The sequence below is a fragment of the Dickeya aquatica genome, from assembly GCF_900095885.1.
GTDB classification, from domain to species: domain Bacteria; phylum Pseudomonadota; class Gammaproteobacteria; order Enterobacterales; family Enterobacteriaceae; genus Dickeya; species Dickeya aquatica.
In genome coordinates this window covers 3,040,593-3,062,050 of the sequence record NZ_LT615367.1, presented here as the reverse complement: position 1 = coordinate 3,062,050, position 21,458 = coordinate 3,040,593, and the positions used below count along the sequence as shown (strand labels likewise).

Sequence of the window (21,458 nt, the reverse complement as noted above, 5' to 3'; positions counted from 1 at the left end):
GTTAGCGGTTCTCCATAAAAAAGTGCTGATAGCTATCTTCACTAAATCCGAGCAGATATCTCCCTGAGTCAGTCACCAATAGCGGGCGTTTAATCAGTGCAGGGTATTGCAGCATAACAGCTTTTGCGGCGCTTTCGTTGTCAATGGACTGGCGCAGGGGTTCATCAAGCTTGCGCCAGGTGGTTCCGCGCGTATTAAGCAGTGACTGCCAACTGGCAAGAGCGATAAAAGCCTGCAATTGTTCATCATTTAATCCATCAACGCGATAATCGTGGAAGTGATAATCCATCTGATGCGTTTCCAGCCAGCGACGCGCTTTTTTCATGGTATCGCAGTTTTTGATGCCATACAGGGTGATGGTCATGCGCAAAATCCGTTACTTTTCATGTTGTAAGAACAAAAAAGCATACAACAGAAACGCTGTTGCGGGCATAACATTAAAATAGTCTTAATAAATCATAGGGTTGAGTGTGTCAGGGATATTCTGGAAATGCGAAGGGGAGCACATTTCTGCACCCTGAAAGCTTTATCTTGTTCAAAAAAGAAGCGTATAATAACCCCGTAAGACAAAAAAGCCTAAGGAGCTACTATCATGATTGAAGTCGAACTCAACAACTGGAAAAGCTTCATCGACGCCATGCTGCGTAAATGACGGTTGATGTATATAGACTAGTACGTTTTTATTTATTTTCATTAACCGCCAGGTCACGTATCACGAGTCATCAGAGCAGTAGCCTACCGGCTACTGCTTTTTTTATGTCTTTAACCTGCTGATTTTGAAAAATTAATCTTGGCTTAAGGTGTTTGTGTTACGTCCATGAAAGCACAAAAAATTCTGTTTTTTCTTTTCATTTTTGTGATGAATGTCTCGAACTGTAATCTCATGTTTTTCGTTTCTCTGCCGCCAATACGGTCAGTTCTATGCTGAACATAAATGAGGAAGTCTGAGTAAATAAAAGAGGTTATTATTCGTATTGTGATCGAATGAATTGAGGGGGTACAAAAGTGCCTACAAAGCACCAGGGAAGTGGCTTGCGAGCGGCTAATTAAGGTGTTGAATGGAGCCAGTTCACTCTTTTATCGTTTTTTATCACTTTTTAGTGATGTTCGGCTGGACAAATGCGCCACTACTTGCTGTACTGTACTTGACACAGATTTTGTGTCGTTCATTCATGTTAAAGGTAAGTTTGATGTCTAAGATTAAAGGTAGCGTTAAGTGGTTTAATGAGTCCAAAGGATTCGGTTTCATTACTCCTGAAGATGGCAGCAAAGACGTGTTCGTACACTTCTCTGCTATCCAGAGCAACGGTTTCAAAACCCTGGCTGAAGGTCAGCGCGTAGAGTTTGAAATCACCAGCGGCGCTAAAGGACCTTCTGCTGCTAACGTTATCGCTATTTAATTATACCGATTTCCTAAAAAACCCGCCTCTTTTGGCGGGTTTTTATTTTTCTGCGCCAGGATAATTTTCTGGCTCTATCCCTGTTTAGATTGTCACCGTGCAGCTTGTTAATGTGCGCTCAGCCACCCCACCAACGCAAATGCCAGTGCCGTCATCAGCAGTGAACCTATCAGATTGAGAAGCAAATTGAACAAGGCCGCAGTCCACTCTCCGCTTTGTAGTAATGCCACCACTTCAAAGGAAAAGGTTGAAAACGTTGTCAGGCCACCGCAGAAGCCAGTGGTGAGTAGCAGTTTCCAGTAGGGGGGGAGATCGGGCTGCCGTATGAAATAGCTCATGGCGGCCCCGATAATAAACGCCCCTGACAGATTGGCGATAAGTGTCCCGGCTGGCATGTGGGGAAACAGGTTGTTAAAGCGAACGCTCAGTTGCCACCGGGCTACGCTGCCAAGTCCACCACCAAGAAAAACGGCAAGTAACGTACTGTACATATTCACCTTTCTATTCAAAGATCAGAGCGTATCTGATTGAGAGATATTCTGCTGACTACACATTTTCAGCCCACCCGCTTATCTTTTCCTCAGCCAGCGGCTGGCTAATCACCTTCACCTCTGTCTGTATAACGCTCTGTTGGCTAATCCCACCAGGACATGCATTATGTGCTTGAGGGTGACAGGCATCATCAGGTGGATGGTGTTCTGGTGGATATGCGCTATCTGCCGCCAGAGTGTACCGACATGACTGTTTTTTTTGTAGTGCCGACGGGTTATCAAGTGTATCCGTCTGTTATTGACAAGGAGCCTGAATGAAAGTGGCATTAGGGCAGTTTGCTGTGCAGCGTTTGTGGCAGGATAATGCGCAGACTTGCGTTGATCTGATGATGCGTGCGGCGAGTGCCGGGGCTGATTTGCTAGTGCTGCCGGAGGCGGTGCTGGCACGAGATAATGCTGACCCGCAATGGGGTGTCCGTCATGCCCAGCCGATGAACGGGCCGTTTGTGAGTCAGTTATTACACGTCAGCCAGTCTTTGGATCTCTATACGGTCTTTACATTGCATACGCCGGCTGAATCGGGGCAAGTGCATAACACGTTGCTGGTCATTCGGCGTGGAGAGGTGCTGGCGTATTATCATAAGCTGCATCTGTACGATGCCTTCAGTGTGCAAGAGTCTCGCTTTGTTGCTCCGGGTGAGTCACCGCCGCCAGTAGTCGACATAGCAGGAATGCGCGTTGGCTTGATGATATGCTATGACCTGCGTTTTGCTGAGACGGCACGCCATTTGGCGCTTAAGGGGGCTGATGTATTGGTTGTCCCTGCGGCGTGGGTAAAGGGTGCTCAGAAAGAGGCACATTGGGCGTTGCTGGCGCGAACGCGAGCGCTGGAGAATACCTGTTACCTGATTGCTACTGGCGAGTGTGGTGAACGGAATATCGGTAACAGTATGGTGGTTGACCCGATGGGGATAGTGATTGCTCAGGCCGCAGAACAGCCTGAGCTGTTGCTGACAGAGCTAAAGCGTGAGCGTATTGATGGGGTACGTCACCAGTTACCTGTTCTGCGTCATAGCCGTTTTATGCCACCTGTATTACGATAGTCATCAGGACTCTCTCGGCCGGGTAAGAAAACAGCGACTGGCAGCCTGAATGTTGACTTTGTTACCGATGGGCATTGCTATATCCGGTGGTTCGATTTACAAAAGAGCAACGTAAAGCGCGCTGGCTTTTTCCCGCTCACATTATCAGGTAGGTAAGTATGGAAGGTATCAGTATTGCCAAACTCTTAGTGATTGGCGCTTTGATTGTTCTGCTGTTTGGTACAAATAAGCTGCGCAGTCTGGGCAGTGATCTGGGGACGGCGATTAAAGGGTTCAAAAAAGCGATGAGTGATGAGCAGCCTGCGGCAAAATCCACTACCCCGGATGAGCCTGCGGCGACCATTGCAGATAACCGTCAGCATAAAGAATAACGCCTGATGGTAGATGAAAAAGCGGAGGGGATGACCATCCGCTTTTTTTGTGCTTATTCTTTCAGTCAGCCACAAAGAGGGGCTGAGTGCTTATTTCACTTCCAGCCCTTTGGCTTGTAAATCCGCATGGTAGGATGAGCGAACGAATGGGCCACAGGCTGCATGAGTAAAGCCCATCGCCATCGCTTCGGCTTTCATGGCATCGAATTCTTCAGGCGGAACATAACGCTGAACCGGCAGGTGATGGCGGCTTGGCTGGAGATACTGGCCGAGTGTGAGCATGGTTACGCCATGACGGCGTAAATCGCGCATCACCTCAATAATCTCGTCATTGGTTTCACCCAGTCCGACCATCAGGCCTGACTTGGTTGGGATCTCAGGGTGGGCTGCCTTGAATTTTTCCAGTAATTTCAGCGACCACTCGTAATCCGCTCCTGGCCGGACCTGGCGGTAGAGACGAGGGACGTTCTCCAGATTATGGTTAAACACATCGGGTGGGGTGGCGGTCAGAATGTCCAGCGCGCGATCCATTCGTCCACGGAAATCGGGTACCAGCGTTTCGATGCGAATATTGGGGCTTTTGCGCCGAATAGCGCTGATACAGTCTGCAAAGTGCTGTGCGCCACCATCGCGGAGATCGTCACGATCCACCGAGGTTATTACGACATAGCGCAGGCCCATATCGTGGATGGTCTGGGCCAGTTTTTCCGGCTCATTGGCATCCGGGGTCAGCGGGCGACCATGTGCAACATCGCAAAACGGGCAACGGCGGGTACAGATAGCACCCAGAATCATAAAGGTTGCGGTGCCGTGATTGAAGCACTCCGCGAGATTAGGGCATGAAGCCTCTTCACAAACCGAATGCAGACCATTACGGCGCATGGCGTCCTTGATGCCCTGAATTCGGCTGGAGTCCGCAGGCAACTTGATTTTCATCCATTCGGGTTTGCGGAGCATTTCCTGACGCTCGGTGGCAACCGCACGTACCGGGATCAGGGCCATCTTGTCTGCATCACGGTATTTGACGCCACGTTCGATCTGAATCGGTTTACTCATGTTTGCGTAATTTCCAGTTCTGAATCGCAGTTATGAATTTTATTCAAATTCATTGGATTACGTGAGTTGTTAAACTTTTTTTTAAAAAACTCACAAATTATATCATCTTTACAGGCCAGCGGCAGCGATGAAGCAACAAAATGCAGAAATAATGTAAATCAGATGTAATGATTAATGCGTCAGGTCGCTGTCAGCGTCAATGGGGTGGGGCTCACCTTGCTTTGACCAGTTCCAGTCAAGCCATTCATATTGCGAATAGCCAAGCTCTGTCAGGAAGGCGTTCACCATGACTTTTGCGGTATCCTCAACCGTGGCGGCGGCTGAGAGGTCGCTTAATTGCGTCATGCTCATGCCGGCATAGCCACAAGGATTGATACGCAGGAAAGGTGACAAATCCATCGCGACATTCAGTGCCAGCCCGTGGAAGGAGCAGCCGCGACGGATACGTAGCCCAAGCGAACAGATCTTCTGCTCACCCACATAGACACCGGGCGCATCTGGCCGCGCATGTGCATCAATAGCATAGTGTGCCAGTGTGCGGATCACCGTGTTCTCTATGGCGCTGACCAGCTGGCGCACGCCCACTTTGCGACGCTTGATATCAATGAGTACGTACATCACCTGTTGACCCGGGCCGTGATAAGTGACCTGGCCTCCCCGATCGCTCTGAATAACCGGAATATCGCCAGGCATCAAGAGATGCTCGGCCTTTCCCGCCTGTCCTTGCGTAAATACCGGAAGGTGTTCTACCAGCCAGAGCTCGTCAAAACTGGTGTTGTTACGCTGTTCTGTGAAGGTGTGCATGGCATGCGACACCGGCTCGTAAGGGTGTACACCTAACTGGCGTATGACTATCTTATCATGCACGATGTTAGTCTCGTTCACTGTGCCCAGGTGTTGTGGCAGCAGCGTCGTCATCGGGTGGGCGAAGTGAGGCAATGATAACGAGGCTGTACAACGGAGAATAGCGCTTTGCTCGCTTGTCTCCAGGCAGGAGACAAGGGGTGGCTTACAGCACCATGCGTACAATCTCAATGTTGCCTAACTCTTCGTACAGGGTTTCTACCTGCTCGATATGGGTGGCGGTGATGGTGATAGAGACAGAATGGTAATTGCCTTTGGTGCTGGGTTTAACCTGTGGGTGGTAGTCGCCGGGCGCGTGACGCTGAATGACTTCCACGACTTTATCGACCAGCTCCGGTTTCGCCAGCCCCATAACCTTGTAAGTAAACGAACAAGGGAATTCGAGTAATTCATTGAGTTTGGTTTTCATGGTGACTCCAGAGTGATTGATTCAGACATTACTGCACTAATATAAGGTGACTCGCTGATATAACATGGCGAGATAACACAGAAACTACAACTCCCGCCGCAGCGGGAGTATGGAATACAGCAGGATTGCGTTCGTCCCTGCACCTGACAACATAAGGGCTGTTGCGCAGAATTCAAGCTAAATCAGCTAAACCAGCGGTGGAACATCAGTTTGATGTAATCAAACAGACGGCCGAAAATCCCACCTTCTTTGACTTCGTTCATCACCACCAAAGGGCGCTGGTCGATAACTTTGCCATCTAACTGGAAATTAATCGATCCTACGACCTGGTTTTTGGCCAGCGGGGCATGCAACTCGGTATTGTTCAGCACGTAGCTGGCTTTCAGGTCTTTCATGCGACCACGCGGAATGGTGATATAAGCATCTTTATCCACCCCGAGCGATACCCGGTCGCTGTCGCCAAACCAGACCGGTTCGGAGGCAAACTCTTTCGCTGTTTTGAGCGGAGCCACTGTTTCAAAGAAACGGAAGCCCCAGGTCAGCAATTTCTTACTTTCCGCCTCACGGCCTTTAAACGTGCGCCCGCCAAGCACAGCTGAGATGAGCCGCATTTGGCCTTCAGTGGCAGAGGCAACCAGGTTATACCCCGCCGAAGCGGTGTGGCCGGTTTTGATACCGTCAACGGTCAGGCTGCTGTCCCACAGCAGACCATTGCGGTTTGTCTGGCGAATGTTGTTGAATGTAAATTCTTTTTCTTTATAGGTGGCGTATTCGTCGGGAACATCACGAATCAGCGCCTGACCGATGAGAGCCATATCACGCGCGGAACTGTACTGCCCTTCGGCATCCAGCCCATGAACGGTTTTAAATTGCGTGTTTTGTAACCCTAATGCTTTGACATAGCCATTCATCAGGTTGATGAATGCATCCTGACTGCCTGCAACATAGTCAGCCATGGCGACACAGGCGTCATTACCCGATTGCAGAATGATGCCTTTATTGAGCAGATAGACCGGAACGCGATCGCCGGGCTTGAGGAACATCAGGGAAGAGCCCTGAAAATCCGGGTTGCCTGTCGCCCAGGCATCTTTGCCAATAGTGACGACATCATTCGGTGTGATTTTCCCGGCTTTGATAGACTGACCGATAACATAGCTGGTCATCATTTTGGTCAGACTGGCGGGATTGCGTCGAACGTCGGCATTTTTCTCAGCCAGCACTTTACCCGAGTTGTAGTCAATCAGGATATACGCTTCTGCATCAATGTCCGGCACGGCAGGGATCATGGTTTTCAGATTAATGTCGTCTGCGTAGGCGAAAGTGGATGCACCGATGGCGAGCAGTGCGCCGAGCGCAATACGTTTGGTAAAACAAGACGTGATTACTGTTTTCATGATTGGAACAACAACATCCGTGGGTATAAGTTAAAAAACGAGCCACACTATAACAGATGAAAATCGGGGCGGCACCAGACAATACGTTACGCGATTTTGCCGATCAACACCGGGTAAGTGGTTAGCGCGTGTCACAGTGATAAAAGAGGGCATTTAACCCTCTTTGCGAAATGACGGTTACTGTGCGCCTGACAGTGTCGTAATGAATGACGGTTGCTGTGCTTCGCTGGAAAGCCGTTGTTGTAAGTCAGCGGCTTGCTGACGAGTGGCGAACGGGCCTAACTGAATACGATACAAACCGTTGCTCAACGTCACTTTGCCTGTCACCCGAAAGCGTTCGTTCAGGCTTTTCAGCCAGGTTTGAGCGCGCTGGGGGTCGCTGAGCGCACCGACCTGCACCACAATATTGCCCGCCCCAGCGGTGCTGTTACTTGAACTGGCAGCAGCAGGCACGTTTGCCGGTGTGGTTCTGGCGGGTGCACTAAGTGGACGCGTTGCAGACGGCGTTAGCGCTGGTGTGCTGGCAGGTGTTGAATCTTCGAGTACCCCGCTACGCAACGGTTTGGGCGCACCCAGAAAACTACCGTTGGTCGCCGCAAGCCCGTGAGATGTGTTGGCCGTGATGTTGCTATTGCTGCTGGTGCTTGGTGACAGATCATTGCCTGACGAGGCTGGGGTAAGCGTGGCATTGCTGATAGGGCGTACCGCTGCCGTGCCTGGTTGAACGCTTTCCATCATTGGGGTGCCAAGACCACTTGAGCCTAACGTTGGGCGAGCAGGCAGGGCGAAACTCTGTTTAGCAACGCGGGTGCCGATAGTGCCAGGGCCTGAGAGGGTGCCGTCTTGCGCCACGCTGATAAAGTCTACTTTTACCTTGGTGTTATTCGACATGTTAAGCCGGTCAGCCGCCGCTTTGGTCAGGTCAATGATCCTGCCGGGGGTATAAGGGCCGCGATCGTTGATGCGAACCACCAGCCTGCGGCCATTGCTGAGGTTTGTCACCCGTACATAGCTTGGTATGGGTAAGGTGGGATGTGCGGCAGCCATGGCGTTGACATCAAACATTTCACCGTTTGCGGTACGGCTGCCGGTGGAGGCATGGTCATGCCATGCGGCGAAACCGCTCTCGCTAAAATTCTCTGGGTTTTTGATAATGCGGTATGTTTTGCCATTCATGCTGTAGTCTTGCATGTTCGCCGGGTTGTATGGCTCGTAGCGTGGCTCCACTCCGCCTATCTCTTCCACCGGGCCGTTATAGGCTGCGGCTTGCTGTGTGGGCGATGACGGTTGCTCTGTGGTTGAACAGCCAGCCAGAAACAGGCTGATGGCACCCATCCAAATCCAATCCTTACGCATGGTTTACCCCTATAAATTCTTGGATAACATTTTACGGTGCGTGTGTATCGACATGACGATACCAAAGCCTGCCATCAACACCACCAGCGCCGAACCGCCGTAACTGATCAAAGGCAAAGGCACACCGACGACAGGTACAATACCGCTAACCATACCCATGTTAACAAACACATACACGAAAAAGATCAGCATCAAACCGCCGACCATCACCCGGCCAAATGAGGTTTGTGCATTCGCAGCAATGACTAATCCGCGCATGATGAGAAACAGATACAGGCCGAGCAGGATTAACACACCTATTAACCCTAATTCCTCTGCCAGTACCGCAAAGATAAAGTCGGTATGGCGTTCAGGCAGAAATTCTAACTGTGACTGAGTGCCTTGCAGCCAGCCTTTTCCGGTCAACCCGCCGGAGCCAATGGCGATTTTGGACTGAATAATATGATACCCGGCACCGAGTGGGTCGGTTTCCGGGTCGAGTAGCATCATCACACGCGCCCGCTGATAATCGTGCATCAGAAAAAACCACAACACCGGAATAAAGGCTGCCAGCAGTATGGCGGCAATCGCGATAAGCCGCCAGCTCATGCCGGCCAGAAACAGTACAAACAAGCCGGAGGCACAGATAAGAATGGCTGTGCCAAGGTCTGGCTGGGCAGCCACCAACAGTGTGGGGGCAAAGGTCAGTACCAGTGCTATAGCCGTGTTTTTCAATGAGGGCGGGCACATGTCACGGTTAATGAAGCGAGCCACCATCAGCGGAACGGCGATTTTGGCAATTTCTGATGGCTGAAAACGTATTATCCCCAGATCAAGCCAACGTTGCGCCCCCTTACTGATCTGCCCGAACACATCCACCAGCACCAGCAGAATAAAGCAGAAGATATACAGATAAGGAGCCCAGCCTTCATAAACGCGCGGGGGAATTTGCGCCATGGTGATCATTACGATAACCCCCAGCACACATTGGCCGATTTTACGCTCCATCATGCCGAGATCCTGACCGCTGGCACTCCACATCACAAACACGCTATAACCCAACAGCGCTATCACACACAGGAGAAAGGGCAGGTCAATGTGCATTCTGGTCCAGATGGAGCCTTTTTGCTGACTGTCTGTCATGATGTTTTTACTCAGTTTCACTGCCCGGAGGCGACGGGGGAGCATCCGGCAAGGTCGTGTTGTTGTCGCCCAGAATGATGTGGTCAAGAATCTGACGCACAATTGTCCCGACGGCAGGCCCGGCACCACCGTTTTCCAAAATGATGGACATGGCGACTTTGGGGTTGTTATACGGTGCAAAGGCGACCATCAATTTGTGGTCACGCAGTCGTTCGGCAATGCGGTTGGCATTATAGGTTTCATTTTCTTTCAACCCGAATACCTGTGCCGTCCCCGATTTGGCGGCAATTTTGTAAGACGAGTCGGCAAAAAATTTATGTGCCGTCCCATTTTGGCGGTTGGCAACGCCGTACATGCCGTCTTTGACAATTTCCCAGTAGCCGGAGCGAATATCACCAATTTGCTGATGATTTGCCTGACGATAAGGCACCTGAGTGTTGCTCTCCAGCGTACTGTTAAGCAGATGCGGTGTTTTAACCTGACCATCGTTAATCAGGGTGGTCAGCGCTTTCATCATCTGGATAGGCGTGGCTGTCCAATAGCCCTGGCCGATCCCGACAGGGATAGTATCACCCTGATACCAGGGTTTCTTGTAGCGCTTCATCTTCCATTCACGGGTTGGCATAATTCCCGCGCGCTCCTCCGACAGGTCGATACCGGTGAGCTGACCATAGCCGAAGCGGGTCATCCACTCCGATAGCCGGTCGATACCCATGTCATACGCTACCTGATAGAAGAAGGTATCCGCAGACTCTTCCAGAGACTTGGTTAAATTCAGGCGGCCATGCCCCCATTTTTTCCAGTCACGAAAGCGTTTTTCCGAGCCGGGAAGTTGCCACCAGCCAGGGTCGAACAGTGAGGTGTACGGGGTGATGACACTGGCGCTTAGCGCGGAGACGGCAATATACGGTTTAACGGTAGACGCTGGCGGATACACGCCCTGCGTCGCGCGATTGATAAGCGGCCTGTTCGGGTCATTGAGTAGCGCACGGTAAGCCTTGCCGGAGATGCCGTCTACAAAAGGATTGGGATCATAGCTGGGGGTGGAAACCATCGCCAGCACGCCGGCGTCGCGTGGGTCGGTGACCACCACAGCTGCCCGGCTCCCGGCCAGTAATTTTTCAATATAGAGTTGCAAGCTGAGATCCAGCGTCAGATAAATGTCTTTACCTGCCTGCGGTGGCTGCTCATGCAACTGACGAATAACCCGCCCCCGGTTATTGACTTCGACCTCTTCATAGCCCGGTTTGCCGTGCAACACTTCTTCATAGTACCGCTCAATGCCGAGTTTGCCGATGTCATGGGTAGCCGCGTAATCGGCGAGCTTGCCCTCTTTATCCAGCCTGTCCAGATCCTTATCGTTGATTTTAGAGACATAGCCGATGACATGCGTCAGCGCTGAACCGTAGGGATAGTAACGGCGCTGATAACCTTTGACTTCAACACCGGGGAAACGGTATTGATTGACGGCGAAACTGGCTACCTGAACTTCACTGAGTGCCGTTTTGACGGCGATGGAGGTAAACCGGCGCGAGCGTTTGCGTTCTTTGCGGAAGTTTTCGATATCCTCATCGCTTAAATCAACAATCGGTTTAAGCCCCTGTAGCGTCTCTTCCAGATCGCTGACTTTTTCAGGAATTAACTCCAACTGATAGATGGTGCGATTAAGCGCTAACGGCGTACCGTTACGGTCATAAATAATTCCCCGGCTAGGGGCGATGGGTACCAGCTTGATGCGGTTTTCATTTGACCGGGTGCGATAATCGTCAAAACGTAAAACCTGCAAATGGTAAAGGTTAAAAACCAAAATACCACTTAGCAGCAAGATGACCAGAAATGCCACCAGCGCCCGGCGTACAAACAGGGCCGCTTCGGCGGTATAGTCACGAAAGGGTTTACGCTCTATGTTCATCCAGCGACTGTTACTTCACGAAGTTCATCGTTCGCCTTACTCCCGATGGTAAGGGTGATTGGTGGTAATGCTCCAGGCACGGTACAAGCTCTCTGCGACCAGCACCCTGACCAGCGGGTGGGGCAGCGTCAGCGGCGAGAGCGACCAGCTCTGCTCTGCTGCGGCCTTGCATTGTGGTGCCAGACCTTCCGGGCCGCCTATCAGCAGGCTGACATCACGCCCGTCCTGTTTCCAGCGTTCCAGTTGCTGTGCCAGTTGCGGCGTTTCCCAGCGAGTTCCGGGGATATCCAGCGTGACAATGCGATTACCTTTGCCCACTGCGGCCAGCATCAGTTCGCCTTCACGCTCCAGAATGCGCTTAATATCGGCATTTTTACCGCGTTTACCTGCCGGAACCTCTGTGAGCTCAAAGGGCATATCTTTGGGGAAACGGCGCAGGTAGTCGGTAAAGCCAGTCTGCACCCAGTCAGGCATTTTGGTGCCAACGGCGACCAGTTGCAGCTTCATATCAGCCCCAGAGTTTTTCCAGTTCGTACAGGTGGCGGCTCTCTTCTTGCATCACATGAACAATCACGTCACCAAGATCAACCACAACCCAGTCAGCAGCATTTTCACCTTCAACACCCAGGGGCATGAGTCCGGCTGCGCGGGATTGTTGCACGACGTGATCGGCAATCGAGATAACGTGGCGGCTGGATGTCCCGGTACAGATGACCATGGTATCCGTGATACTGGACTTCCCTTTGACATCGAGAGCCACGATATCCTGACCTTTTAAATCGTCAATTTTATCAATAACGAAATCTTGGAGTGCTTGACCTTGCAAAGGTTCCCCCTTGGATAATTGATTAATCAGCCGCTTATTCTGACTGGCTGGATAGCGGTATCTGCAAGACCCCGCTTGTTGCCGGATTCTCGCGGCCTGGGTGCTTTACCCCCCCCAGGCTGAAACCAGCGGCGGAGTATAGCATGGCCTGATAATGAGTGGTATCAACGCTTGGGTTATCGATACAACCCGTGTGTGTCAATATACTTCAGGACGGCCGCGGGCAGCAGGTCATGACAGTCGATACCATGCTGGCGGCGTGAGCGGATTTCAGTCGCTGAAATAGGCAGCAGTGGGGTGTGTGCCAAATAAATACGTCCGTGACTGTGTTGATGCAGGTGACGGACATCATCTGTCAGATGGGCGGCCAGCCAGGCTTGTAACTCGGGGGTATCAAGCTGCTGGCGATAGCCCGGGCGGGCGCACACCAGCAGATGGCAATAGGTGAGGATATCCTGCCAGCGATACCAGCGATGCAGCGTCAATAATGAATCCTGACCGATGATGAACGCCAGTGCGGCATCCGGGCCTTTCTCTGCCCGCAGCGCTTCCAGCGTTTCGATGGTATATGACGGTGTGGCGCGTTGCAGTTCCCGGTCATCAACCTGAAATAGCGGGTTGTTATACACCGCCAATTCCACCATCGCTTTCCGTGCCTGAGCGCTAGCCAGAGGCTGAGGGCGGTGTGGCGGCACATTGTTGGGTAACAAAATCACCTGGTGCAGGCCGGCTTCTTCAGCCAGTGCCATCGCCGGGCGCAAATGTCCGTAATGTATCGGGTCAAAAGTGCCGCCAAAATAGGCTGTCAGGGAAGAGTGCGTTGGCAGGGTCAAGGCGCTATACCTCAAGCAGGCTGTCTGGCAATGCCTTGCCACACAAGATCATCGACAGGGTTTCAAGCTCTGCCCATACGGGTTGCCCGTAGTTCTGTTTTAACGTGATTTCCAGTTGCGTGAGCAGGGTGATAGCCTGTTGCAACTGGTGCATCGTCAGGCGCTGCAATGCCTGTGTCAGCAATGTACGCCGGTTCTGCCACACTTTTTGCTGGTCAAACAGCGTGCGCAAGGGGGTGGCTGGCATCTGTCGTTTTAGCTGTAGCAACAACAATAATTCGCGCTGGAGTGTGCGCATCAGAATAACGGGTTCACACTCCTCCTGACGCAACTGCTGCAAAATGTGCCAGGCGCGTTTGCTCTTTCCAGTGAGCAGGGCATCCAGCCAGTGGAAGGGGGTGAAGTGGGCGGCGTCATTTACTGCCTGCTCAACGCGCGGTAAAGTCAGTTTACCATCAGGATACAGTAGTGACAGGCGCTCCAATGCCTGAACCAGCGCCAGCAGGTTCCCTTCATAGCAGTAACAAATGAGCTGGCTTGCGGCTGTATCCAGTTCCAGCTTCATGTTTTTAGCCCGCTGAGCGACCCAGCGTGGCAGGTGCTCTTGCTCCGGTGTCATGCAGGGAAGATAGACGCCGTGCTGTGATAACGCTTTAAACCAGGCGCTGTTTTCCTGCGCTTTGGTCAGTTTGCCTCCCCGCACTATCAGCAAAATATCCGGATGTAACAGCGTGGTGAGTTTAACCAGGTGTTCGCTGATTGACGCGGCGATACCGCTTTCCGGCAATATAAGCAGCAGTGTCTGGCGAGTGGCAAACAGGCTCAGAGCCTGGCAGGTGGAAAAAATAGCATCCCAGTCAGTGTGGTTGTCCAGCGTAAAACTAAAATGCTCGGTAAAACCTTGCTGACTGGCGATATGACGAATATTGTCCTGACTTTCCTGTAGCAGCAACGGTTCATTGCCAAACAGCAGATAACAACCGCGCAGCCCCTCATGGAGCTGCGCGGCGAGTTGCTCAGGATAAAGACGGATCATGGGTGTGCCGGTTTAGCGACAGCCGCTTGTGGTTTATTTTTCTCTGTCTGCGCACCTTTGATGGTTAACAGTTTGCGCACCAGTTGCTGGGCGGCCTGCTCACGCATCTCTTTTAGGACGATATCCTGCTCCGCCTCTTTCGCCAGTGCGGCGAGAGGGTTGTCAAAAAAGGAGCGGAACACGGAGATGCTAATCGGGTAAATATCACTGCCCGGTATCAGCACCTGCGCTTTCATGGTCAGAATAAATTGATATTCTGCGGCTTTCCCGTCCTGAAAGATGGAAGCGGTACTGCGTGTCAGTGTTTCCCCCATAAGGCGCAGTGAGGGAATGTCTTTACGCTTGGCATCATCAACGATGTTGATATTGTTCAGACGTAACTGCTCCCGAATCGCCCGCGTTGTCGGGCCATAAGGATCGCCACTATCCAGTATCATGTTGTGAAATTGCGCCGGGAGCTGAGTGGTGCCGCGCAGATGAAAGCCGCAGCCGGCGGTCATTAAGACCACCAGCCCCAGCACCAGCGTGAAAAACGGGTGTCGCACAGTACCTCCTTGCCTTAACCTACAACCAGGTTAAGCAGTTTGCCCGGAACGAAAATCACCTTGCGCACGGTGACGCCATCCAGATATTTTGCCACCAACGGCTCCTGGGCTGCACGCTCACGCACTTGCTGTTCGGTTGCATCGGCCGCGACGGTGATTCTGCCACGCACTTTACCGTTGACCTGAACGACCACCAGACGCGAGTCCTCAACCATTGCCTGCTCATCAGCCACTGGCCATGGTGCTTTATCGATATCACCTTCGCCTTGCAGTTCGCCCCAGAGCACGAAGCAGACATGCGGCGTGAACGGGTAAAGCATACGTACCACGGCCAGCAGTGTTTCCTGCGTCAGGGCGCGGTCTTGTTCCGATTCCTGCGGTGCTTTGGCCAGTTTATTCATCAGCTCCATAATGGCAGCGATGGCGGTATTGAACGTCTGGCGACGGCCAATATCATCAGTGACTTTGGCAATGGTTTTATGCAAATCGCGGCGCAACGCTTTCTGGTCTTCGGTCAGTGCTGCCACCTCTAACGGCTGTACACCACCTTTTCCGGTGTGATCGTACACCTGTTTCCAGACACGCTTGAGGAAGCGGTTGGCCCCTTCCACACCCGATTCCTGCCACTCCAGCGTCATTTCCGCAGGGGAGGCGAACATCATGAACAACCGCACCGTGTCAGCGCCATACCGCTCAACCATCACTTGCGGGTCGATACCGTTGTTTTTCGATTTCGACATTTTGCTCATGCCAGCATACACCAGCTCGCGGCCCTCTTTATCGGATGCTTTGAGGATGCGCCCTTTTTCGTCGCGCTCCAGCGTGACGTCTACCGGAGAAACCCAGACGCGCTCACCGTTGTTGCCAACATAATAGAATGCATCTGCCAGCACCATGCCCTGACATAACAGTCGTTTAGCCGGTTCACTGGAGTTCACCAGACCTGCATCACGCATCAATTTATGGAAGAAGCGGAAATACATCAGGTGCATGATGGCATGTTCAATACCACCAACGTACTGATCGACCGGCAGCCAATAGTTAGCGGCAGCCGGGTCTAACATCCCTTTATCATACTGCGGGCAGGTATAACGTGCGTAATACCAGGACGACTCCATGAACGTATCGAAGGTGTCGGTTTCACGCAGTGCAGGCTGGCCGTTAACTGTGGTTTTTGCCCACTGTGGGTCTGCTTTGATTGGGCTGGTGATACCATCCATCACCACGTCTTCCGGCAGAATAACCGGTAATTGATCTTCCGGGGTTGGGATAACGGAGCCATCTTCCAGCGTCACCATCGGGATGGGGGCACCCCAGTAGCGCTGGCGGGAAACCCCCCAGTCACGCAGGCGGTAGTTGACTTTACGCTGACCCACACCGTTAGCGACCAGTTTGTCGGCAATGGCATTGAATGCAGCAGTAAAATCCAGCCCGTCGAACTCGCCGGAGTTAAACAGACGGCCTTTTTCGGTTTGCGCTTCGCCAGACAAATCTGGCTCGCTGCCGTCGGCATTGAGAATAACTGGCTTAACCGGCAACTGATATTTATGCGCAAATTCCCAGTCACGCTGGTCGTGACCCGGCACCGCCATCACGGCTCCGGTGCCGTACTCCATCAACACGAAGTTAGCAGCCCAAACCGGCACGTTTTCACCGGTGAGGGGGTGAATAGCGAACACGCCGGTTGCAACACCCTTTTTCTCCATGGTTGCCATATCGGCTTCTGCCACTTTGGTGTTACGGCATTCGTTAATGAAGTCTTGCAGCTCGGGGTTGTTTGCTGCGGCTTTCAGCGCCAGCGGGTGACCGGCGGCCACGGCCACGTAAGTGACCCCCATAAAGGTATCCGGGCGCGTAGTATAAACAGTCAGGGTATCGTTGCTGTCAGCCACGTTGAAGGTGATTTCCACCCCTTCAGAGCGGCCAATCCAGTTACGCTGCATGGTTTTGACCTGCTCAGGCCAACTTTCCAGCGTATCAAGATCGTTGAGGAGCTCTTCTGCGTAAGCGGTGATTTTAATAAACCACTGCGGAATTTCCTTACGTTCGACTTTGGTGTCACAGCGCCAGCAGCAGCCGTCGATCACCTGCTCGTTTGCCAGCACGGTCTGGTCGTTCGGGCACCAGTTCACGGCTGAAGTCTTTTTGTATACCAGACCTTTTTCATACAGTTTGGTGAAGAACCACTGCTCCCAGCGATAGTAATCGGGTTTGCAGGTGGCAATTTCACGATCCCAGTCATAGCCAAAACCTAACAGCTTTAACTGGTTTTTCATGTACTCAATGTTGTCATACGTCCAGGGTGCAGGCGCGGTATTATTTTTTACTGCGGCTCCTTCAGCGGGCAGGCCAAATGCATCCCAGCCAATCGGTTGCAGCACATTTTTACCCAGCATGCGTTGGTAGCGGGAAATCACATCACCGATGGTGTAATTACGGACATGCCCCATGTGTAGACGGCCAGAAGGATAAGGCAGCATGGAAAGACAATAGTATTTTTCCTTGCCGGGCTCTTCGGTCACTTTAAAAGTCTGTTTTTCTTGCCAGTGAAGCTGGACATGCGCTTCGATGTCTTCTGGGCGGTATTGCTCTTGCATGGCTGCCAGTGGTCCTTAGTGAAAATCGCTACCTCGGTAGCATGTGCTGTTTCATATCAAAAGATCCGCATAGCATAGCTGATAAGTTGCGGGCTCAACAACCGCTTGCAACGCCCGTAGCGGTGATTTCTGCCGTACGTGCCTGTCATGGCAGGAAAACAAGGGATTGGGAAGCCCCTCCCGGTTATAGCAGAAAAATCAACTACACTGGTGAGGTGTGACGGGGAATGAGCCTCGCTAAGGTTGCTTTACGCTAAGGAGTCCCGATGAACAAAGTGATTCGGTATTATCGAGAACTGCTGTCTGCCGTGACCGAATGGTTAAGCCGGGGGAGCGCGATATTGACCGGTTGATGTCGCAGGCGCGTCAGCATTTGCAGGAAACGCACGCGTTGACACAAAAGGAAATTGAGCAGGTGATGAGTGCCCTTCAGCGTGATCTGCAAGCATTCTCGGTCAGTTACGTACACAGCCAGGACACCTTTACCGACAGTGTATTCATGCGGGTTATCCGCGAGAGTGTGTGGCAAAACTTGGCGGATATTACCGATAAAACGCAGCTTGAATGGCGTGAGATCTTTAAGGATGTCAGCCATCACGGTGTCTATCACAGTGGTGAAGTAGTGGGGCTTGGCAATCTGGTCTGTGAACAGTGCCTTCACCATGTGACGTTTTACACGCCTGAAGTGTTGCCCCATTGCCCCAAATGCGGCCATGACCAGTTTCATCGTCAGCCTTTTTCGCCCTGAAACATCGTCAAGATAAGGATAATATTCTCGGGTCAGGGCTGATAGTCAGGGTGCCAGAGCACCCTGATAAGGCAATAAGCCTGAAAGATGATGTGTTAGTGCAGGATTTTCGCCAGAAAATCTTTGGCGCGCTCGGATTGAGGATGACTAAAGAAGTCCTCTTTGCGGGTGTCTTCAATAATTTTTCCTTCATCCATAAAAATCACGCGGTGTGCCACTTTACGGGCAAACCCCATTTCATGGGTAACAACCATCATGGTCATGCCTTCTTGCGCCAGTTCCACCATCACATCCAGCACTTCGTTGATCATTTCCGGGTCAAGCGCTGAGGTCGGTTCATCAAACAGCATCGCGACCGGGTCCATACACAGTGCCCGTGCGATGGCGACACGCTGCTGCTGACCACCGGACAATTGCCCAGGGAATTTGTTGGCATGGGCGGATAATCCCACTCGTGCCAACAGTTTCAGGCCTTTTTCACGCGCGGCATCTTTATCCCGTTTTAACACTTTGACTTGTGCCAGCGTCAGGTTGTCAACAATCGACAAATGAGGAAACAGTTCAAAATGCTGGAACACCATCCCGACTTTGGAGCGCAGTTGGGCCAGATTGGTACGTTTATCGTTAACCTGAATCCCGTTTACCTCAATCTGCCCCTGCTGGATAGGCTCCAGGCCATTAACGGTTTTGATTAAGGTCGATTTCCCGGAGCCAGAAGGCCCGCATACCACCACGACTTCACCTTTCTTGACTTCGGTGGAGCAGTCGGTCAGCACCTGAAATTGACCATACCACTTAGAAACATTTTTCAGGAAAATCATCAAACCGTCCTTCTCTTCAAATAATTGACCAGCATCGACGCTGAGAGGCTGATAGCAAAATACACCACGCCTGCGAACAGGATCATCTCTATCTGCGTACCATCGCGTTCACCAATGGTGGTGGCGGTACGGAAGAAATCAGCCAGACTGAGTACGTACACCAGTGACGTATCCTGAAACAAGACGATGCCTTGCGTCAGTAGCAGGGGGATCATGGCCCGGAACGCCTGCGGCAGAATCACCAGTTGCATGGATTGCCAGTGTGTCATCCCTAATGCCAGCGCCGCGGATGACTGCCCTCTGGAGATACTCTGAATGCCTGCGCGGATAATTTCAGAATAATAGGCTGCTTCAAACAGCGAAAAGGCTACCATAGCCGATACCAGTCGAATATCGGTTTTCGGTGACAGGCCAAGCACATTTTGTAATAAGCTCGGCACAATCAGATAGAACCACAATAACACCATCACCAGCGGCACGGAGCGAAACAGGTTAACATACAGTTTCGCAAACCAACTGACTGGTTTGATGGGTGAAAGGCGCATTACTGCCAGTACAGTTCCCCAGACAATCCCGATAATCACCGCCGTCAGCGTTATCTTTAGCGTTATCCCCAGGCCTTGTAACAGATAAGGCATGCTCGGGGGGATGGAGCTCCAGTCAAAATTGTACATGGTCATTTACTCCCCATATGACCCGGCAGGCGGGTTTTACGTTCAACAACCTGCATAATCAACATAATGATGGCGTTAATACCGACATAAGCCAGCGTGATGGCGCTAAACGATTCATAAGCGTGTGCGGAGTAGTCCAGCAATTTTCCTGCCTGCGCCGCCATGTCAACCAGGCCGATGGTAGACGCAATAGCGGAGTTTTTGACCAGGTTTAGCATTTCTGAGGTTAGCGGCGGCACTATCACCCGATAAGCGTTGGGCAGCAACACGTAACGATAGGTCTGGGGAAGCGTCAGACCAATGGCCAGGCCCGCTGCTTTCTGGCCGCGTGGCAGTGATTGAATTCCCGCGCGTACCTGTTCACAGACACGGGCTGCGGTAAACATGCCAAGGCAACACATTGAAGAGACAAAAAACTGGATATTCGGGTCGAGTTCGGCTTTAAACCACATGCCGATTTTGACAGGTAATAATTCTGGCACAACCAGATACCAACTGAAGAATTGTACGATTAGCGGCACATTACGAAACAGTTCGACATAACAGGTACCTATGCCCGAGAGCAGGCGGCTGGGGGCAGTACGCAAAATACCAAACAGCGAGCCCAGCAGGAAGGCGATAATCCAGGCACAGATGGACAGTGAAACCGTGACCTTAAGGCCGGAGATAATCCACCCCAAATACGTCGTATTCCCGAACGGAGCGGGTTGCAGGAAGATACCCCAGTTCCAATCTATTGACATAACAAACTCCGGTAAAAAAGGGGTAGCCTTCGCTACCCCGAAGATTGATGAGTGGCTTATGGCTTTGCTGGATGGGGAACGACCACCCGGCACCTGTCTGTCTTGCCACGAATCAGCAATCGGAAGGCAGATTACTGCCCTTTATTGTCATTATTAATTCGGTTATAGCGCCTTATCGTTTGGTGCTTTGAACAAGGCTTTCATATCGTCAGAGAGCTCAAAGTTCATGTTCAGGTTTTTCGGCGGGATCGGGTTTTTAAACCAGGTTTCGAACCATTTTTCAGCCTCACCAGAGGTTTGCACCTGGCTTATGGTGGCATCAACCAGTTGTTTAAATTGCGGATCGTCTTTACGCAGCATACAGCCGTAGGCCTCGCGGGACTGCGGTGTACCGGTTATCACCCATTCATCCGGCGTTTTGGCCTTGGCGCGCTCGCCTGCCAGCAGCGCATCATCCATCATGAACGCCACAGCACGGCCACTTTCCAGCGTGCGGAATGAGTCACCATGATCCTTGGCACTGATGATACGAAGATTGAGTTTCTTCTCTTCGTTCATTTTGTTGAGCAACACTTCTGAGGTGGTGCCTGAGGTAACGACGACGGCTTTACCTGCCAGCTCACTGAAATCTTTAATGGCAGAGTCTTTCTTGGTCAGCAGGCGTGTGCCGATGATGAAGATGGTGTCGGAAAATGCCACCTGTTGCTGACGTTCGAGGTTGTTGGTTGTAGAGCCACATTCCAGGTCGTAAGTTCCGTTTTGTAACAGCGGAATACGGTTTTGCGAGGTGATGGGGATAAGTTTTACCTGCAAGTTTGGCGCATCCAGTTTTTTTCTGACGGCTTCGATAATCTTTTCGGAGTAGGCCTGTGAATACCCCACCACTTTTTGCTGGCTGTCATAGTAGGAGAATGGCACTGACGATTCGCGGTGGCCAATAACGATAACACCATTATCTTTGACTTTTTTCAGTGTCCCCGTCAGTTCTTCTGCGTGGGCCAGAGTGCCGGTTGCTGAGATCAACAGTAATGACAGTGCCAGTTTGCGCAATTGCATGTTCTAACTCCTTTGCTGTTGTGGTCGGTGCCAGACATCGCCCGGCAGTTCGTATACCGTTCATGCCATGCTGTGCACCGCCTAAAGAGCGAATAAAACGC

23 protein-coding genes and 1 pseudogene are annotated in these 21,458 nt (G+C 51.8%); 5 read left to right on the top strand and 19 right to left on the bottom strand.

The window, feature by feature from the left end; genetic code table 11:
• Window position 1: 1 nt before the first annotated feature.
• The gene (locus DAQ1742_RS13855) at window positions 2-364 is read right to left on the bottom strand and encodes an ArsC family reductase (protein ID WP_035340681.1); all 363 of its coding nucleotides are present in this window, start codon (window positions 362-364) and stop codon (window positions 2-4) included.
• Window positions 365-592: 228 nt separating this feature from the next.
• Between DAQ1742_RS13855 and ypfM the strand changes: the two genes are divergently transcribed.
• Entirely contained in the window at window positions 593-652 is a 60-nt protein-coding gene (ypfM, locus tag DAQ1742_RS20895; protein ID WP_139348332.1) for a protein YpfM, read from the top strand.
• A 538-nt stretch (window positions 653-1,190) separates the two neighbouring features.
• Complete coding sequence (gene cspE / locus DAQ1742_RS13845) at window positions 1,191-1,400, top strand: transcription antiterminator/RNA stability regulator CspE (RefSeq protein WP_009113827.1); 210 nt, start codon at window positions 1,191-1,193, stop codon at window positions 1,398-1,400.
• Window positions 1,401-1,507: 107 nt separating this feature from the next.
• On the opposite strand, the gene crcB is transcribed toward cspE, so the two are convergent.
• Window positions 1,508-1,891, bottom strand: coding sequence for a fluoride efflux transporter CrcB (gene crcB / locus DAQ1742_RS13840; RefSeq protein WP_035340683.1), 384 nt, complete (start codon window positions 1,889-1,891; stop codon window positions 1,508-1,510).
• 314 nt (window positions 1,892-2,205) lie between these two features.
• Here crcB and DAQ1742_RS13835 point away from each other — a divergent pair, with 314 nt between their 5' ends.
• Entirely contained in the window at window positions 2,206-2,994 is a 789-nt protein-coding gene (locus DAQ1742_RS13835; RefSeq protein WP_035340686.1) for a deaminated glutathione amidase, read from the top strand.
• Between the two features lie 158 nt (window positions 2,995-3,152).
• Window positions 3,153-3,365: a twin-arginine translocase subunit TatE gene (tatE, locus tag DAQ1742_RS13830; RefSeq protein ID WP_035340689.1), complete on the top strand. Its 213-nt coding sequence runs from the start codon at window positions 3,153-3,155 to the stop codon at window positions 3,363-3,365.
• Between the two features lie 90 nt (window positions 3,366-3,455).
• Here tatE and lipA read toward each other — a convergent pair whose 3' ends face one another.
• The 13 genes from lipA to leuS form a co-directional block, all read right to left on the bottom strand.
• Window positions 3,456-4,421 (bottom strand): lipoyl synthase, encoded by a 966-nt coding sequence (gene lipA / locus DAQ1742_RS13825; protein ID WP_035340691.1) that lies wholly within the window; start codon window positions 4,419-4,421, stop codon window positions 3,456-3,458.
• A gap of 171 nt (window positions 4,422-4,592) precedes the next feature.
• Window positions 4,593-5,339, bottom strand: coding sequence for a lipoyl(octanoyl) transferase LipB (gene lipB, locus DAQ1742_RS13820; protein ID WP_180706337.1), 747 nt, complete (start codon window positions 5,337-5,339; stop codon window positions 4,593-4,595).
• A gap of 91 nt (window positions 5,340-5,430) precedes the next feature.
• A complete protein-coding gene (ybeD, locus tag DAQ1742_RS13815) occupies window positions 5,431-5,694 on the bottom strand; it encodes a DUF493 family protein YbeD (RefSeq protein WP_035340692.1) in 264 nt (87 codons plus the stop codon).
• A gap of 182 nt (window positions 5,695-5,876) precedes the next feature.
• Window positions 5,877-7,088, bottom strand: a complete 1,212-nt coding sequence (gene dacA / locus DAQ1742_RS13810) for a D-alanyl-D-alanine carboxypeptidase DacA (protein ID WP_035340694.1) — start codon at window positions 7,086-7,088, stop codon at window positions 5,877-5,879.
• Between the two features lie 177 nt (window positions 7,089-7,265).
• On the bottom strand, window positions 7,266-8,444 hold the full coding sequence (rlpA, locus tag DAQ1742_RS13805; RefSeq protein ID WP_035340695.1) for an endolytic peptidoglycan transglycosylase RlpA: 1,179 nt from the start codon (window positions 8,442-8,444) through the stop codon (window positions 7,266-7,268).
• 9 nt (window positions 8,445-8,453) lie between these two features.
• Window positions 8,454-9,566 (bottom strand): peptidoglycan glycosyltransferase MrdB, encoded by a 1,113-nt coding sequence (gene mrdB / locus DAQ1742_RS13800; protein ID WP_035345822.1) that lies wholly within the window; start codon window positions 9,564-9,566, stop codon window positions 8,454-8,456.
• A 7-nt stretch (window positions 9,567-9,573) separates the two neighbouring features.
• A complete protein-coding gene (gene mrdA, locus DAQ1742_RS13795; RefSeq protein ID WP_035340697.1) occupies window positions 9,574-11,478 on the bottom strand; it encodes a peptidoglycan DD-transpeptidase MrdA in 1,905 nt (634 codons plus the stop codon).
• A gap of 36 nt (window positions 11,479-11,514) precedes the next feature.
• Window positions 11,515-11,985, bottom strand: a complete 471-nt coding sequence (gene rlmH, locus DAQ1742_RS13790; protein ID WP_035340699.1) for a 23S rRNA (pseudouridine(1915)-N(3))-methyltransferase RlmH — start codon at window positions 11,983-11,985, stop codon at window positions 11,515-11,517.
• A gap of 1 nt (window position 11,986) precedes the next feature.
• A complete protein-coding gene (rsfS, locus tag DAQ1742_RS13785; protein ID WP_035340701.1) occupies window positions 11,987-12,304 on the bottom strand; it encodes a ribosome silencing factor in 318 nt (105 codons plus the stop codon).
• A gap of 176 nt (window positions 12,305-12,480) precedes the next feature.
• Window positions 12,481-13,152: a nicotinate-nucleotide adenylyltransferase gene (gene nadD / locus DAQ1742_RS13780; RefSeq protein ID WP_051124018.1), complete on the bottom strand. Its 672-nt coding sequence runs from the start codon at window positions 13,150-13,152 to the stop codon at window positions 12,481-12,483.
• Complete coding sequence (gene holA / locus DAQ1742_RS13775) at window positions 13,142-14,173, bottom strand: DNA polymerase III subunit delta (protein ID WP_035340704.1); 1,032 nt, start codon at window positions 14,171-14,173, stop codon at window positions 13,142-13,144. Before holA ends, nadD begins: the two co-directional genes overlap by 11 nt.
• Window positions 14,170-14,718, bottom strand: a complete 549-nt coding sequence (gene lptE / locus DAQ1742_RS13770) for an LPS assembly lipoprotein LptE (protein WP_035340706.1) — start codon at window positions 14,716-14,718, stop codon at window positions 14,170-14,172. The genes holA and lptE overlap by 4 nt, the downstream gene beginning before the upstream one ends.
• Window positions 14,719-14,732: 14 nt before the next feature.
• Window positions 14,733-17,315 carry a leucine--tRNA ligase gene (gene leuS / locus DAQ1742_RS13765; protein WP_035340712.1) on the bottom strand — a complete coding sequence of 861 codons (2,583 nt, stop codon included), beginning with the start codon at window positions 17,313-17,315 and terminating at the stop codon, window positions 14,733-14,735.
• 266 nt (window positions 17,316-17,581) lie between these two features.
• Between leuS and DAQ1742_RS13760 the strand changes: the two are divergent.
• A pseudogene (locus DAQ1742_RS13760) lies at window positions 17,582-18,063 on the top strand (zinc ribbon-containing protein).
• Window positions 18,064-18,158: 95 nt separating this feature from the next.
• Here the strand turns inward: DAQ1742_RS13760 and DAQ1742_RS13755 are convergent.
• From DAQ1742_RS13755 to DAQ1742_RS13740, 4 genes are all read right to left on the bottom strand, one after another.
• Window positions 18,159-18,884: an amino acid ABC transporter ATP-binding protein gene (locus DAQ1742_RS13755; RefSeq protein ID WP_035340720.1), complete on the bottom strand. Its 726-nt coding sequence runs from the start codon at window positions 18,882-18,884 to the stop codon at window positions 18,159-18,161.
• Window positions 18,884-19,558: a glutamate/aspartate ABC transporter permease GltK gene (gene gltK, locus DAQ1742_RS13750; RefSeq protein WP_035345824.1), complete on the bottom strand. Its 675-nt coding sequence runs from the start codon at window positions 19,556-19,558 to the stop codon at window positions 18,884-18,886. Before gltK ends, DAQ1742_RS13755 begins: the two co-directional genes overlap by 1 nt.
• A 2-nt stretch (window positions 19,559-19,560) precedes the next feature.
• Window positions 19,561-20,301, bottom strand: coding sequence for an amino acid ABC transporter permease (locus DAQ1742_RS13745; RefSeq protein ID WP_035340723.1), 741 nt, complete (start codon window positions 20,299-20,301; stop codon window positions 19,561-19,563).
• A gap of 162 nt (window positions 20,302-20,463) precedes the next feature.
• A complete protein-coding gene (locus tag DAQ1742_RS13740; RefSeq protein WP_035340726.1) occupies window positions 20,464-21,357 on the bottom strand; it encodes a glutamate/aspartate ABC transporter substrate-binding protein in 894 nt (297 codons plus the stop codon).
• Window positions 21,358-21,458: the final 101 nt, after the last annotated feature.